At 61.0% G+C, this 13,996-nt stretch carries 10 protein-coding genes; 6 read left to right on the top strand and 4 right to left on the bottom strand.

Annotated features, from left to right (window positions below):
* Positions 1-50: 50 nt before the first annotated feature.
* From AC097O_RS09385 to AC097O_RS09370, 4 genes are all read right to left on the bottom strand, one after another.
* Positions 51-875, bottom strand: coding sequence for a gamma-glutamyl-gamma-aminobutyrate hydrolase family protein (locus AC097O_RS09385; RefSeq protein WP_479592537.1), 825 nt, complete (start codon positions 873-875; stop codon positions 51-53).
* Positions 876-1,033: 158 nt separating this feature from the next.
* Positions 1,034-2,026 carry a S1/P1 nuclease gene (locus AC097O_RS09380; protein WP_479592536.1) on the bottom strand — a complete coding sequence of 331 codons (993 nt, stop codon included), beginning with the start codon at positions 2,024-2,026 and terminating at the stop codon, positions 1,034-1,036.
* Between the two features lie 26 nt (positions 2,027-2,052).
* Positions 2,053-2,823, bottom strand: coding sequence for a class I SAM-dependent methyltransferase (locus AC097O_RS09375; protein ID WP_479592535.1), 771 nt, complete (start codon positions 2,821-2,823; stop codon positions 2,053-2,055).
* Between the two features lie 12 nt (positions 2,824-2,835).
* Complete coding sequence (locus AC097O_RS09370) at positions 2,836-4,116, bottom strand: DUF445 domain-containing protein (protein ID WP_479592534.1); 1,281 nt, start codon at positions 4,114-4,116, stop codon at positions 2,836-2,838.
* A gap of 214 nt (positions 4,117-4,330) precedes the next feature.
* Here AC097O_RS09370 and AC097O_RS09365 point away from each other — a divergent pair, with 214 nt between their 5' ends.
* From AC097O_RS09365 to AC097O_RS09340, 6 genes are read left to right on the top strand one after another with little or no spacing between them, the layout of a single operon-like run.
* Positions 4,331-6,928, top strand: a complete 2,598-nt coding sequence (locus AC097O_RS09365) for a type I restriction-modification system subunit M (RefSeq protein WP_479592533.1) — start codon at positions 4,331-4,333, stop codon at positions 6,926-6,928.
* A complete protein-coding gene (locus AC097O_RS09360) occupies positions 6,921-8,216 on the top strand; it encodes a restriction endonuclease subunit S (protein ID WP_479592532.1) in 1,296 nt (431 codons plus the stop codon). The genes AC097O_RS09365 and AC097O_RS09360 overlap by 8 nt, the downstream gene beginning before the upstream one ends.
* The gene (gene darT / locus AC097O_RS09355) at positions 8,209-8,856 is read left to right on the top strand and encodes a type II toxin-antitoxin system toxin DNA ADP-ribosyl transferase DarT (RefSeq protein ID WP_479592531.1); all 648 of its coding nucleotides are present in this window, start codon (positions 8,209-8,211) and stop codon (positions 8,854-8,856) included. Before AC097O_RS09360 ends, darT begins: the two co-directional genes overlap by 8 nt.
* A complete protein-coding gene (gene darG, locus AC097O_RS09350) occupies positions 8,856-9,917 on the top strand; it encodes a type II toxin-antitoxin system antitoxin DNA ADP-ribosyl glycohydrolase DarG (protein WP_479592530.1) in 1,062 nt (353 codons plus the stop codon). The genes darT and darG overlap by 1 nt, the downstream gene beginning before the upstream one ends.
* Before the next feature lie 18 nt (positions 9,918-9,935).
* Positions 9,936-13,208, top strand: coding sequence for a type I restriction endonuclease subunit R (locus tag AC097O_RS09345; protein ID WP_479592529.1), 3,273 nt, complete (start codon positions 9,936-9,938; stop codon positions 13,206-13,208).
* Positions 13,209-13,916 (top strand): M48 family metallopeptidase, encoded by a 708-nt coding sequence (locus tag AC097O_RS09340; protein WP_479592528.1) that lies wholly within the window; start codon positions 13,209-13,211, stop codon positions 13,914-13,916.
* Positions 13,917-13,996 lie beyond the last annotated feature (80 nt).

Raw genomic sequence — 13,996 nt, 5'->3', positions numbered from 1 at the left:
TTTCTCCGTTGAGGTTGGGTTAGGTTGCTATGACTTACGGAGCGCCCAAACTAGCTGCTGAGCGCTGCGTAAGCCGTTTTTTCACGTTGACGTGATCTGCACGCGGCCCCGAAGGCCGCGAATATCTGGGTATAAAAAGGGTTCTCCGACCAGCGCCACTCGGGGTGCCACTGCACCGCGTAGGCAAAGGCCGGGGCACCGGTGACCTCAAAGGCTTCAACCAGCCCATCGGGCGCATGGGCAATGGCGCGCAAGCCCGGTGCCAGCCGCCCAATGCCCTGGCCGTGCAGCGAATTCACCTGGGTGCGCACGCCGCCCGCCCACTGGGCCATGGCGGAATCAGGGGCTATCAGCAGGTCATGGCTCAGGCCGTATTGGGTGGCCAGGGGGGCGGTCTCGTCTTCGCGGTGGTCCTGCAGGCCGGGCACAGCATGCACGGTCTGGTGCAGGCTGCCGCCCAGGGCCACATTGATTTCCTGGAACCCCCGGCAAGCCCCCAGCAGCGGCACACCCATGGCAATGCAGTGGCGCACCAAGGCAAAGGTCAGCGTGTCGCGGGCTGGGTCCAGCGGCAGGCTGGGGTCGGCCACCGGCTCGTCGAAATGGGAGGGATGCACGTTGGACGGCGAGCCGGTCAGCATGACCCCGTCTACCAGGGCCAGCAACGCGGGGATGTCGGCCACGTCGGCCAGCGGAAAACTCACCGGCTGGGCCTGTGCCCCATCGCGCACGGCGCGGGCGTACTTGTCGCCCAGGTACAGGTAGGGCAGCGATGAATCATCCCCACCCCGCTGGCGGTGGTCCATCGGCAGCCACACCAGGGGGCGCTGCGCGGCAAGGGAAATTACGGTGATTGCGTCTGAGGTGCAGGTCATGCCAGCCAGGTTCCGGAAGAAGATATTACCAGTCCGTCATCTGCCCCACTGTAACCGACACGCCCGGCTTGCGCCGCCAAAAACACTATATTTTTTGTAGCTGCTTGTGCTTATTCAATCGGCACGGCATGCCATTTTGATGCCCAAAACCCAGGGTTTCACCGGGATGTCGCGTACAAGACGTTGACCAACTGCGCCAGCCGCGCCCCGGCCTTGGTGAGCTGCCGGGTCTGCACCTGCGCCAGCCGGGTGGCGTAGCCCTCGGGGTCGGCCATCGAAGCGGGCCACACCCGGCCCTTGTCCATGCGGGCCGGGCCGAGCGACAGGCCGGTAAAGGCCGCGCCCGACACGGCCACGGTGTCGCTGGCCCAGGTCTGCGCCAGGCGGCCCAGGCCTGCCCGACTCTTGGGCAGCGCCCGCGCGTCTTGCAGCATGCGGGCGGGCACGGCTTTGGCGCGCAGGCCGTCGGGCAGGTCGTCCCACAGCGCGTGCAGATTGCCCTCCGTGGTGGCGATGCTGTTGCCGCCCCGGGTTTCCAGCGCCTCGGCGTGGCCCGGCGCGTCGGGGTCTACCGGCTTACCTGCCGCGTCCAGGTACAGCGCGCCCACGTGCAGCGGCTGGTGCAGGTCACCGATGAAATGCGCCAGCAGCCGCAAGGCTTCGGCCCGGCTGGTGATACTGAAAGGCGGTGGCACCGGCTGGCCCTGTAGCTGGGCGATGGCGGCGTTGATGGCATGCACCAGGTCGTGGCGGTGGGTACCCACGGTGCCCACCTTGTAGCGGCCATGCTGGTAGGCCACATCGGTGTAGTGGTAGGTTTTGTGGCATTCGCGCGGCTGGCCGCAGGTGCTCCAGTTGCGCGCCACATAGCTTTGCATCGCCAGCTTGCCCTTGGCGGTCTCGAAACGGCTGCAGGCGGGCGAGGCCCAGCGTGCGTCCACCACGTACGCCAGGCCCTGCTCCCCCAGCACTACACCCTTGGCGCAATCGGCCCAGGGTGCCGCCTGCGCCAGGGTCAGCCCCAGGTCGCGCTGCAGCCCGGCCCGGGCCTGCGGGGTCAGCATCTGGTCGGCGATGGTGCCGATCAGCATATGCCCCTGGTGGCCCCAGGCGATGGCACGCAACGGCAGCAGGCAGGCCAGTGCCAGCAAGCAAACAGCCCAATATCCTCCAAACTTCATCGCCAGTCCCCGGCGGGTTTTTTGGCCAGCAGCATGTGGATCCAGTTGGCATGCCGGGGCGTACAGGCGGCCTGGGCTTTTTGCAGTTGCACCGCCAGCCGGGTACACACCTTTTGCGGCAGGCTGCGGGCCGGAGGCGGCTGCAGGGCCGCACCGCAGTGGATGCAGGGCTCGTCCTGGATATAGGTGCCAAACGGGTTACCCGCCAGGTCCATCAGCCAGGCCGAGAGCACGTTGGTACCCGGCTCGGCCGTGCCCACAAAGGTTTGCCGCTGCACCGTGTAGGCCGGAAACAGGGCCTGCAGCCGCGCTTCGTCGAACCGGTTCACATGGCCCCAGGGCGGGTTTTTGCCGCCGCAGCGCTGGCAGGTACTGCGGCCCTGGCGGATGTCTTGCCGGTAAGGCACGCCCACCACGATGTAGCGCGCGGCTACCCGCGCCAGCTCGGCGCACACCCGGGGCAGCAGCGCCGTGGGAATGTGCTCCAGCACCTCAGCGCACAGCAGCAGGTCGAACGCGCCATCACCAAATTGCAGCGCCGTCGCGTCGCCCTGCACGCACTGCACGCGGGGGTCAGCCACCTGCGGCGGCTCCAGGTCGAGCGCGGTCACCTGGGCGTAGCGGTCGGCCAGCTGGCGCGACAGGTAGCCGTCGCGGGCACCAATATCCAGCGCGGTCTGCACATCGGCAGGCAGCAAGGCCATCAGATCGGCCACCCGCTGGCGTTCGGTCTCGCTGTTGCGGTTCTCTTCCAAACTCAAAAACATCTTGTCAGTCCCTCACACCCACACCACCACCGCATGGATCGCCAGCCCGGCCAACCCGCCCACCAAGGTGCCGCTGATGCGAATGAACTGCAGGTCGCGCCCCACGCTCAGCTCCAGCTCTTGCACCAGCTGGCGATCATCCCAGCCCTTGATGGTTTGCGAAATATGGGAGGTCACCCCCGTACGCAAGCCCAGGGCCAACTGGCCCGCTGCGGCCATCACATGCTCGTTGATGGCTTCACGCAGGTGGGTGTCGCTGGCCAGGCGTTCGCCCACCGCGCCCAGCGCGGCCTGCAGATTGCGGGCGATGGCCGACTGCGGATCGGCCAGGTCGGCCTGCAGCAACTGCTTGATGTCGGTCCACAACGAGGCGACAAACTGGCGCACCGCCGGGTCGGTCAGCGCCCGCTCCTTCAAATCGTCGCAGGCCTGGCGCAGGGCCGGGTCGTCGCGCAGGCGGGTGATGTAGTCATTCAGCCAGGCCTGGTAACGCAGGCGCGCGGGGTGCGCGGGCTGGGCCAGCACCTCGCGCAGCTCGTCCAGGGCCGAAGCGCTGAGTTTTTCGGCCATGCTGTCGGCCATTTTGGAGGTGGATGCCACCGCGTCCACCAGGCCGACCACCTTGGGCCATTCCTTGCGCACGTGCTTGTGCAGCAACTCCGACACCGCCGCCTTCACCTCGTCCTGCGCCAGGTATTCGCCCAGCTTGACCAGCCCGGCATCCAGCAATTCGTTGTGCCGCCCGTCCTGCGTCAGCAGGCCCAGCACCTCGCCCGCGGTGGCGGCTGCGTCCCAGCGCCGCGCCTGGGCCACTACCAGTTCCAGGGTAGCACGCTGCATGCGCGCGTCGTCAAACACGTTCAACAGGCCGAGCGCCACGCCCTGGGCCTGTTGCGCCCACAAGGCCATGCGCGCCGGGTCGCGCAGCCACTCGCCCAGGCGCTGCGCCGGATCCAGCACCGCCAGCTTGGCCAGCAGCGTGGCCGGGTCCAGAAAATGGTTGCGCACAAAGTCGGCCAGGCTGTCGGCAATGCGCTCCTTGCTCTGCGGAATGATGGCGGTGTGCGGCAGCGGAATGCCCAGCGGATGCCGAAACAGCGCCACCACCGCAAACCAGTCGGCCAGCGCGCCCACGGCCGAGGCCTCGCAAAACGCCCGCAACCAGCCCCAACCGCCCTGCCCGCCCATGGCGTGGCCCAGCAGCAGGCCGCCCAGGGATGCCAGCAGCAGCGCGATGGCAAACCACTGCATGCGGCGCAAAGACTGGCGGCGGGGATCGGTAAGGGTTTGCATGGGGGGAGCATAGCCCGGATGGCCCACCCACCCCTTTTCATCAAATTTCATAGCTGGTTGCGCTTATGGAATAAGCGCTAGCAGCCTATTTTTACCCCAACCTCTTTTGGACCAAGCGCTAGCGTAAACTGCCGCGATTGCCGCCGCCGCACCTGTGCGCGCACTGCGGCCAGTGGCCACCATGGCCCCACCCCACTCCCGATAGCCCGACTGCATGCCCGCCGCAAAACTCACCCTCGCCCGACTTGAAAACCTGCTGCTCACCGCCTGCGACGACCTGCGCGGCAACATGGATGCCAGTGAATACAAGGAATACATCTTTGGCATGCTGTTCCTCAAGCGCGCCAGCGACTTATTCGACCAGCGCCGCCTGGAAATTGAAGCGCAAGGCAAGGCCCAGGGCCTGGGCCGCGTAGACATCGTCCTCAATATGGCCGACCGCGACCAGTACTCTGGCAAATACTTTTATGTGCCCGAACGCTCCCGCTGGAATACCGAGTGGACCGACGAACATGGCAAGCGCCAGCCCGCCCTCAAGCACACCAAGGAAAACGTGGGCTCCATGCTCAACAAAGCCCTGGAAGCACTGGAAGATGCCAACCCCGACGCACTGCAAGACGTGCTCAAAGGCACCATCAACTTCAACCGCAAAATCGGCCAAAACACGCTGGACGACGACACCCTGGTCAACTTCATCCAGAACTTCGACAAGATCCCACTGCATGACGATGACTTCGAATTCCCCGACCTGCTGGGCGCGGCCTACGAATGGCTGATCAAGCACTTCGCCGACTCGGCAGGTAAGAAAGCAGGCGAGTTCTACACCCCTGCCGAGGTCGTGCGCATTTGCGTAGAAATTTGCGACCCGCAAGAGGGCATGAGCGTGTACGACCCCACCGTAGGCTCGGGTGGCATGCTGATCCAGGCGCGCGACTACCTGCGCGAATGCGGGGCCGATGCCACCGAGCTGGCCCTGTTTGGCCAGGAAAAAATGGGCACCACCTGGTCCATCTGCAAGATGAACATGCTGTTGCACGGCATCTCCCACGCCGTCATCCGCCAGCAAGACACCCTGCGCGAACCCCAGCATCTGGCCGAAGACGGGCAGCTCAAGCGCTTTGACCGCGTGCTGGCCAACCCGCCCTTCAGCCAAAACTACATCAAAAAAGACATCCAGCACCCCGGCCGTTTCCCGGTGTGGATGCCCGAAAAAGGCAAAAAAGCCGACCTGATGTTTGTGCAGCACATGCTGGCTGTGCTCAAAGCCGACGGTCGCCTGGCCACCGTCATGCCGCACGGCGTGCTGTTCCGGGGCGGCGAGGAGCGCGCCGCACGCCAATACTTCGTTGACAAAGGCTACCTGGAGGCGGTGATCGGCCTGCCCAGCAACCTCTTCTACGGCACCGGCATCCCGGCCTGCATTCTGGTGCTGAACAAAGCCGGTAGCCAAGTGGGTGGGGCGACCCGCGACAGCGTGCTGTTTATCAACGCCGACCGTGAATACCGCGAAGGCAAGGCGCAAAACCACCTGCGTCCCGAAGACATTGACAAAATCGTCCACACCTACCGTGCTGGCGACACCGTGGCCCACTACGCCCGCCGGGTGCCCGTGGCCGAAATACGGGCCGAAGACTACAACTGCAACATCCGCCGCTATGTAGAAAACGCACCGCCGCCCGAACCCCACGACGTGCGCGCCCACCTGCACGGCGGCGTGCCGGTGGCCGAAATCGACACCCTGGCCCATTACTGGCACAACTACGTCGGGCTGCGAGAGAGCTGCTTTGTCAACCGTCCGGCACCCCCACGGCCCCCAGCAGGCACGCACAGCGCGGCTTACGCAGACTTCAGCCCAGACCTGCAAGACCTGCGCAGCATCGCCAACCACATCGCCCAGCACCCCGGCGTAACTGCCCGCCACGCCCAATTCATGGGCACGCTGCAAGCCTGGTGGCGGCAGCACCTGCCTGTCATCGAAGCCCTGGCACCCGACACGCAAAACCAGCAGACCACAGCCCACAACGTCTACGCCTTGCGCGCCACCTTGCTCGACAGCATAGAACGCACGTTTTCAAGATTGGAAACAGGCTCTAGCGCTGGTAGCGCCTTGCTCACCCGCTATCAAATCAGAGGTGCTTTCGCCAACTACTACCAGCAGCTTGCAGCCGACTTCAAATCCATCGCCGCCAGTGGCTGGGGCCCCGAGCTCATCCCGGACGGTGAAATTTTGCAAAGCCAGTTCCCCAAGGTATTGGCCGAGCTGGAAACCCAGCACAGCCGTCTGGCCGAGCTGCAAGCCCTGTTTGCCGCCGCCAGCGAGGAAGATTTTGAAGACAGCGAAGACACCGGTGCCCTGCCCGCCGACCAGGTCAAAGCCCTGAAAACCAGCCTCAAAGAAGCCAAAGGCCAGGCCAAACTCGCCAAGCGCGACCCCTCCCTGGGCGACTGGAAAGCGCTGGTGGCACAAGCAGAGCGGCTGGAAGCCCAACTCGCCCGCCACAAAGCCCTGGAAGACGAGGCCAAAGCCCTCAAAACCGCCATCAAATCCACCGAAGCGCACAAGCTGCAACTGGTGGAGCAAGCCCGCCTAAAAATCAGCAAAGACGAAGCCCGCACCGTCATCATCGAGCGCCTGGGCCAGACACTGTTTGCCAGCTACCGCGCCTACCTGCGCGCCGACCAGCGGGCCTGCGTGGCGGCGGTGGAAAGCCTGTGGCGCAAGTACGCGGTGACGGTAGAGCAGATTGAGGACGAGCGGGACCGGGCTGCAGGGGAATTGCAGGGGTACTTGCGGGAGTTGGGGTATGCGTGAAAACCCAATTGCAGCTATCGGCGAGGTGAATCCATTACTTAATAAGATTCCAAAAGATTTTGATCAAGTCAGCTTCGTTTCCATGAGGGACGTGAGCGAAAGTGGCGGCATAAAAATAAGTCAAACTAGACCCTTTGCCAAGGTAAAAAATGGATTCACTCGCTTTCAAAACGGTGATATTTTATTCGCAAAAATATCGCCATGTATGGAAAATGGCAAAGGTGCGTTGGCACTAGGACTGGAAAATGGAGTGGGTTGTGGCAGCACTGAATTTCATGTGCTACGAGCCAAGCTCAATAACTCTGCTGAATACCTTTACCAGTTACTGCAGTGGAATGCAGTTAGGCAAAAAGCAGAAGTCTTTATGACAGGTTCCGCTGGACAACAGCGTGTTCCCACAGATTTTTTTGTTCGTTGTAAGGTTTTTGCTCCCTCACTGCAAATTCAACGAAAAATCGCCGCCATCCTCACCAGCATCGACACCGCCATCGAGAAAACCGAAGCGCTGATCGCCAAATACCAGCAGATCAAAGCCGGGCTAATGCACGACCTGTTCACCCGTGGCGTGCTGCCTGATGGCACCCTGCGACCGTCCCGCGAACACGCTCCAGAGCTGTACCAGGAAACGGCGGTGGGGTGGATACCGAGGGAGTGGACCATAAGCCCCCTCGGTGAAATGGCAAACATTGTTTCAGGCATCACGCTTGGTGCAAAAGCGCAACCTTCAGACACTTTGGACACCCCCTACTTGCGTGTAGCCAACGTTCAAGACGGATACCTTGACCTCAACGAAGTAAAAACCGTTCGCATATCTCACAAAACGCTAACGCAATTACGACTGCAGACAGGCGACGTACTGATGAACGAAGGCGGTGACTTTGACAAACTTGGCCGTGGCGCAGTGTGGAATGGTGAGATTGAGGATTGCGTACATCAGAATCATGTTTTCCGTGTGCGGACCAATGCTGCAACGTTATCGCCTATGTATTTGGCGTTTTATTCGGAGTCAGCATTTGGCAAAAAATACTTTTTACTGAATTCAAAACAATCTACAAACCTCGCATCCATCAACTCTACCCAGCTAAAGGCGTATTCGATTGCGCTGCCTGGTAATTTTGAACAGCAGTCCATTGTCCAGCGGTTAAACGGCGTTAAAAATCGGATCAATACACTGAATACCGAGATGAAGAAACTCAAACTCCAAAAACTCGGCCTCATGCAAGACCTGCTCACCGGCAAAGTCCCGGTGAAACCCGCGCCCGAACCACTGAACGCCACAGATGCCTAACCACTACCCCAGCCTCAACCCCCAAAAGGCGTTGATCTGGCGCATCATCCACCGCGACAACCTGCCGTGGGTGCTAGACAACGGCTTGCACAGCGGCAATAGCCCGGTAAAGGCACCCCACTGGGTGAGCATTGGCAACCAGGAGCTGATCGACAAGCGTGCCCAGCACGTGGTGCCCGTGCCGCCAGGTGGGTATTTGAACGATTACGTGCCGTTTTATTTCACGCCGTTTTCGGTGATGATGAAAAACATCCACTCTGGCCGCAGCGCGCAGCAGCGGGGCAACGACGAAATAGTGATTTTGGTGTCCAGCCTGCACCATGTGGCGGCCCAAGGTTTGCGGTTTTTGTTCACCGACAGCCATGCCTTTTACCAATGGGCGCACTTTTACGACAGTCTGGATGACCTGGGCCAAATCGATTGGCAACTGCTGCAAAGCCGCGACTTCAAGCGCGACCCCGATGACCCGGCCAAGTTCGAACGCTACCAGGCAGAGGCACTGGTGCACCAGTTGTGCCCGGTGGCGGGTTTGTTGGGTATCGTTTGCTACACCGATGCGTTAAAAACCCAGGTGGCGCAGCAGCTTGCAGAGCGCGGGCTGAACCTGCCGGTACACACGCGTACGAACTGGTACTTTTGATGATCCACTTTACCCAAGGCAACCTGCTAGAAGCCCGTGCCGAGGCGCTGGTCAACACCGTCAACACCGTAGGGGTGATGGGCAAGGGCATTGCGCTGATGTTCAAAGAGCGCTTTGAGGACAACTTTCGCCTGTACGCAGCGGCCTGCAAGGCCCAGCAGGTGCGCACGGGCACGATGTTTATCACCGAGCCCCGTGAGCTGGACGGCCCGCGCTGGGTGGTCAACTTCCCCACCAAGCAACACTGGCGCTCACCCTCGCAAATGGTCTGGGTGGTGGAGGGCCTGCAAGACTTACGGCGGTTTTTGCTGGAGCACCATGTCAAGTCGATTGCCATTCCGCCGCTGGGCGCGGGCAACGGCGGGCTGGACTGGGCGGCTGTGCGGGAGCAAATTAACCTGGCGCTGGGCGACTTGCAAGAGGTAGACATCACGGTGTTTGAACCCACCCCGCAATACCTCAATGTGGCCAAACGGACCGGGGTGGAAAAGCTCACCCCCGCCCGCGCGTTGATTGCGGAGCTGGTGCGCCGCTATTGGGTGCTGGGCATGGAGTGCAGCCTGCTGGAGATTCAAAAACTGGCGTGGTTTCTGGAGCGATCGATAGAACGCTTTGGGCCAGACAACCCGCTGAATTTGCAGTTTGTGGCCCATAAATACGGCCCCTACGCCAACCGCCTGGCGCACTTGCTGAACAACCTGGACGGCAGCTATCTGCATTGCGACAAACGCATTAGCGATGCAGACCCTTTGGATGTGATCTGGTTTGACGATGACCGCAAGGCATTTTTGGACGCGTATCTGAAAACCGAGGCCAAACCGTACGCGCAGGCCTTGGAACACACAGCCGCCTTGATCGATGGCTTTGAGTCGCCGTTTGGCATGGAGCTGCTGGCCACGGTGGACTGGCTTTTGTCCCAAGAGGGCGTGCCGGCTACGGTCGAGGGCGTGCGCGCAGGTTTGCTACGTTGGCCCGCCGGGGCGGCAGAGCGCAAAAGCCGCTTGTTTGACGACCGTGCCATCGGCATCGCCTTGGACCGCCTGGAGCCACTGCATGCATAGCACGACGGCGACCGCGCGATGAGTGAGTACTCCGAAGTCGAACAACCGTTTTTGCAGCAACTGGCCGCGCAGGGCTGGACCGTGATCGACCAGGGCACAGGCGTGCCGCAGGATGCCCGCCTGAGCCTGCGTGACAACTTTCGCCAATGGCTGCTGCCGCAGGTCTTTGATGCAGCGGTGCGCGCCATCAACCCTGGCGATGACGGCCAGGCATGGCTGACACCTCGCCAGCTGGACGACTTGCGCAGCCAACTCCTACGCCAGCCCAACCGCACGCTGCTGGAAGCCAACGAGGCGGTGCAGGCTCTGCTGTTCAAGGCGCAGGTGGATGTGAACGAGCGCACCGGCGAGGCCGACCCGGTGGTGCGCCTGATCGACTTCCACACGCCAGAGAACAACCAGTTCCATGCCATCAACCAGTTTCGTGTGGACACGCCGGGCGGGGTGCGCGGCTTCATCATCCCGGACATCGTGCTGTGCGTGAACGGCATTCCGCTGTGCGTGGTGGAGTGCAAAAAGGGCTCGGAAACCTGTGCCAACCCGATGCAAGAGGCGTTTGTGCAACTGCAGCGCTACATGGGCCGCCGCGCCGACACGGCACTGGCGGGCCTGAAGGAAGGCGAGCCGCGCCTATTCCACAGCAATCTGTTGCTGGTGCGCAGCAGCGGATTACAGGCCGACTACGGCAGCATCACATCGGGCGAAGAGCACTTTTACGGCTGGAAGACGCTGCATCCGCAGGCTGACACAGCCATGGCAGGGCTGAATGCACAGCAAATACTGGTGGCGGGCTTGCTGGACAAGCGCAACCTGCTACAGATTTTGCGCACCAGCAGTGTGTATATGGATACCGACGGCGGCCCGCGCATCAAAGTGGTGTGCCGCTACCAGCAATTTCGCGCGGCCCACAAAATGCTAGAGCGGCTGCGCACCGGCACGTCGGCCCTGGAGCGCAGCGGCGTGGTGTGGCACACGCAGGGTTCAGGCAAGTCGCTGACGATGGTGTTTCTGGCCCGGATGCTGCGCGCCAGCCGCGACCTGAACGACTACAAGCTCATTCTGGTCAACGACCGCACCGACCTGGAAGAACAACTGGGTGCCACCGCCAAGCTGATAGGTGGGCGGGTCAATGTGGTGGAGAGCCGTTATGACCTACGCCACCATCTGGCCAGCGACAGCTCAGACATCAACATGGTGATGGTGCACAAGTTCCAGGAGCACAAGCAGGTGCTGACCAACGCAGTGTCGGAGGCGCTGGGCACGTTTTTGGCCATGCCTTCGGGCAAAACCTTTGGCGTGGTGAACACGTCGGAACGCATCGTACTGATGATCGACGAGGCACACCGTACCCAGAGCTCGGATCTGGGCGACAACCTGTTTGAGGCTTTCCCGAACGCCACCCGCTGGGCGTTTACGGGCACGCCGCTGCTGACCGAGCGGCATGGAGAGCACAAGACGATCAAACGCTTTGGCGAGTACATCGACACCTACCGCCTGCGCGACGCGGTAAACGACGGAGCCACGCTGCAAATTTTGTATGAGGGCAAAACGGCAGACAGCGCTTTGAACGAAAAACATGCGTTCGACACAGCATTCGAAGACCTGTTCAAAGACCGTAACGAAGACGAGTTGCTGGCGATTAAGAAGAAATACGGGGCCACCGGCGACATTCTGGAAGCCGAGAACCGCATCAACGCCATCGCCCGCGATCTGGTAGCCCACTATGTCACCAACATCTTGCCCAACGGCTTCAAGGCGCAGGTAGTGTGCCATTCAAAACTGGCCTGCATACGCTACCAAAACGGCATCAAAGCCGCATTGGCCGAGCAGATTGCCAAAGAGCAGACCCAAGCCATACCCGACGTGGATTTGTTGCGACGGCTGGCTTTCTTGAAAACGGCGGTGGTGATCTCCAGCGACGGCACCAACGAGGCTGCGTTCATCACCTTTGCCCGCAAAGAGGCGTCCCGGCTACAGGCGGTAGACAACTTCTGCAAAAGTTTTGACCTGGACGACACAGACAAATCGAACTCCGGCATTGCCTTTTTGATCGTCTGCGACATGTTGCTCACAGGCTTCGATGCGCCTGTAGAGCAAGTGATGTATATCGACAAGCGGCTGCGCGAACACACTTTGCTACAGGCCATCGCCCGCACCAACCGCGTCAAGAAAGGCAAAAAGCGCGGCTACATCGTGGACTACATCGGTCTGTCCAACCACTTGACCGATGCGTTGACCCTGTACGCCGCCGACGATGAACTGCAAGAACTCAGCGATGGGCTGAAAAACATCAGCTCTGAACTGCCCGTACTGGAAGAGCGTTACCAACGGCTGCTACAGCACTTCGCCGATCTGGGTGTACTGCATATCAAGGCCTTTACGAGCGGCACCCTGCCTAGCATCTCGGCAGATGCCTCCGTGGTACATGCGGCTGTGGCCGCGCTGAAGGATGAGCGGCGGCGGGCCGACTTTGAGGTGTACCTGAAGAGCTTTTTGACGAGTATGGACATTGTGTTGCCCCATGCCTCGGCCCAACCCTACCGTGTGCCTGCCAAACGCTTCGGGTACATCTTGCAGGTAGCCAAAGAGCGTTACAAAGACACCAGCCTGGACCTGGGCGATGCGGGGGCCAAGGTTAAAGCACTGATCAACGAACACTTGGTCAGCTTGGGCATCAATCCCAAGGTGCCACCTGTGGAGCTGCTGGCCGACGATTTCTTGGAAAAGCTGGCCGCGCATGCAGGCGGCAACACGGCGGCCAAGGCCAGCGAGATGGAGCACGCCATCCGCAAACATTGCACGGTACACCACGACGAAGACCCGGCCTTCTACAAGAGTTTGTCGCAAAAAGTGGATGCATTGATAGAACAGCACCATGACCAGTGGGAACTGCTGGCAGAAAAACTGGCGGAGCTGCGCAACACCGCGATTGCTGGCCGCAAGCAAGGAGAACATGGCTTGGGCACCGAGGCTAGCGCGTTTTACGCGCACGTTGCGCAGGTGGGTTTTGCCAGCGGCCTGGTGGAGGATGCCGCCAAGCCGCAATTCAAAGTGTTGATGGAAAGTGTGGTGGATATTCTGCAAGAAACCATCGGTAGCATCGATTTTTGGCACAACCCCGACAAGCAAAAACGGGTGCGTGGCCTGGTCAAGACCGAGATCAGCAAAACTGGCATTGATGAACTACGGCACAACCGCGAACGGGTAGCGATAGAAGTGATGAAACTGGCCAAACACCGCCACGATGCGCTGGTGCGCACCCTACGCCCTTCGCGCACCCCGGGTCTGTAAATGCAGTTACGCCAAGTACGCGACATTGCCTACCAGCTGCTGCCCGGTGCGCAGCGGCAAACCACCGACATCGTGATCGAACGCGACGGCATGGTGACCGTCCGCCCGCCCCTGCGGATGACACCCGAGCAGGTGGATGCCACTGTGCTGAGCAAGCGCATGTGGATTTACCGCAACTTGGCCGAATGGCGCAGCCTGAATGCCACCCGGGTGGTGCGTGAATGGGTCAACGGCGAATCATTTCCTTACCTGGGCAGTAACTACCGTTTGTTGCTTGTCCAAGAGCAAGACGCGCCACTGCAGTTGAAAGATGGCCGATTTCAATTGCGGCAGTCGGTGATTGCGGTGGGCGGCATGGAGGCTGGGCACAAGGCATTCGAGGACTTTTACCGCGAAAAAGGCCAGGCCCGCTTCAATGAACGGGTAGCCTTGCTTGCGCCCAAAGTGGGGGTAACCCCGGGGGCCGTTTGTATCAAAGACATGGGCTACCGCTGGGCCTCTTGTCTCAAAAACGCAGACCTGCACTTCCACTGGAAATGCTTGATGGCCCCGGCCACCGTCATCGACTACATCGTGGTGCACGAGCTCTGCCACATCCACCACCGCGACCATTCGGCAGCGTTCTGGAACGAAGTGGATAAGGTGTTGCCAGACTTCCGGGAGCGTAAAGAATGGCTGCGGGTGCGTGGAGCAGAGCTGGATTTGTAGATGTCTTTTTGACGCACCAAATTCATAGCTTACTGTACTTATGGAATAAGCGCTGCAAGCACTTTTTACCATTATTTACA

The sequence above is a fragment of the Rhodoferax sp. LS1P39 genome, assembly GCF_056521425.1.
This window is presented reverse-complemented; position numbering and strand designations above follow the sequence as displayed.

What these genes read in the sequence shown, in the direction of transcription:
- AC097O_RS09360 (WP_479592532.1), top strand. Translation starts at nt 6,921, where the DNA reads ATGCGTGAAAACCCAATTGCAGCTATCGGCGAGGTGAATCCATTACTT.
- darG (WP_479592530.1), top strand. Translation starts at nt 8,856, where the DNA reads ATGATCCACTTTACCCAAGGCAACCTGCTAGAAGCCCGTGCCGAGGCG.
- darT (WP_479592531.1), top strand. Translation starts at nt 8,209, where the DNA reads ATGCCTAACCACTACCCCAGCCTCAACCCCCAAAAGGCGTTGATCTGG.
- AC097O_RS09365 (WP_479592533.1), top strand. Translation starts at nt 4,331, where the DNA reads ATGCCCGCCGCAAAACTCACCCTCGCCCGACTTGAAAACCTGCTGCTC.
- AC097O_RS09375 (WP_479592535.1), bottom strand. Translation starts at nt 2,823, where the DNA reads ATGTTTTTGAGTTTGGAAGAGAACCGCAACAGCGAGACCGAACGCCAG.
- AC097O_RS09340 (WP_479592528.1), top strand. Translation starts at nt 13,209, where the DNA reads ATGCAGTTACGCCAAGTACGCGACATTGCCTACCAGCTGCTGCCCGGT.
- AC097O_RS09370 (WP_479592534.1), bottom strand. Translation starts at nt 4,116, where the DNA reads ATGCAAACCCTTACCGATCCCCGCCGCCAGTCTTTGCGCCGCATGCAG.
- AC097O_RS09345 (WP_479592529.1), top strand. Translation starts at nt 9,936, where the DNA reads ATGAGTGAGTACTCCGAAGTCGAACAACCGTTTTTGCAGCAACTGGCC.
- AC097O_RS09385 (WP_479592537.1), bottom strand. Translation starts at nt 875, where the DNA reads ATGACCTGCACCTCAGACGCAATCACCGTAATTTCCCTTGCCGCGCAG.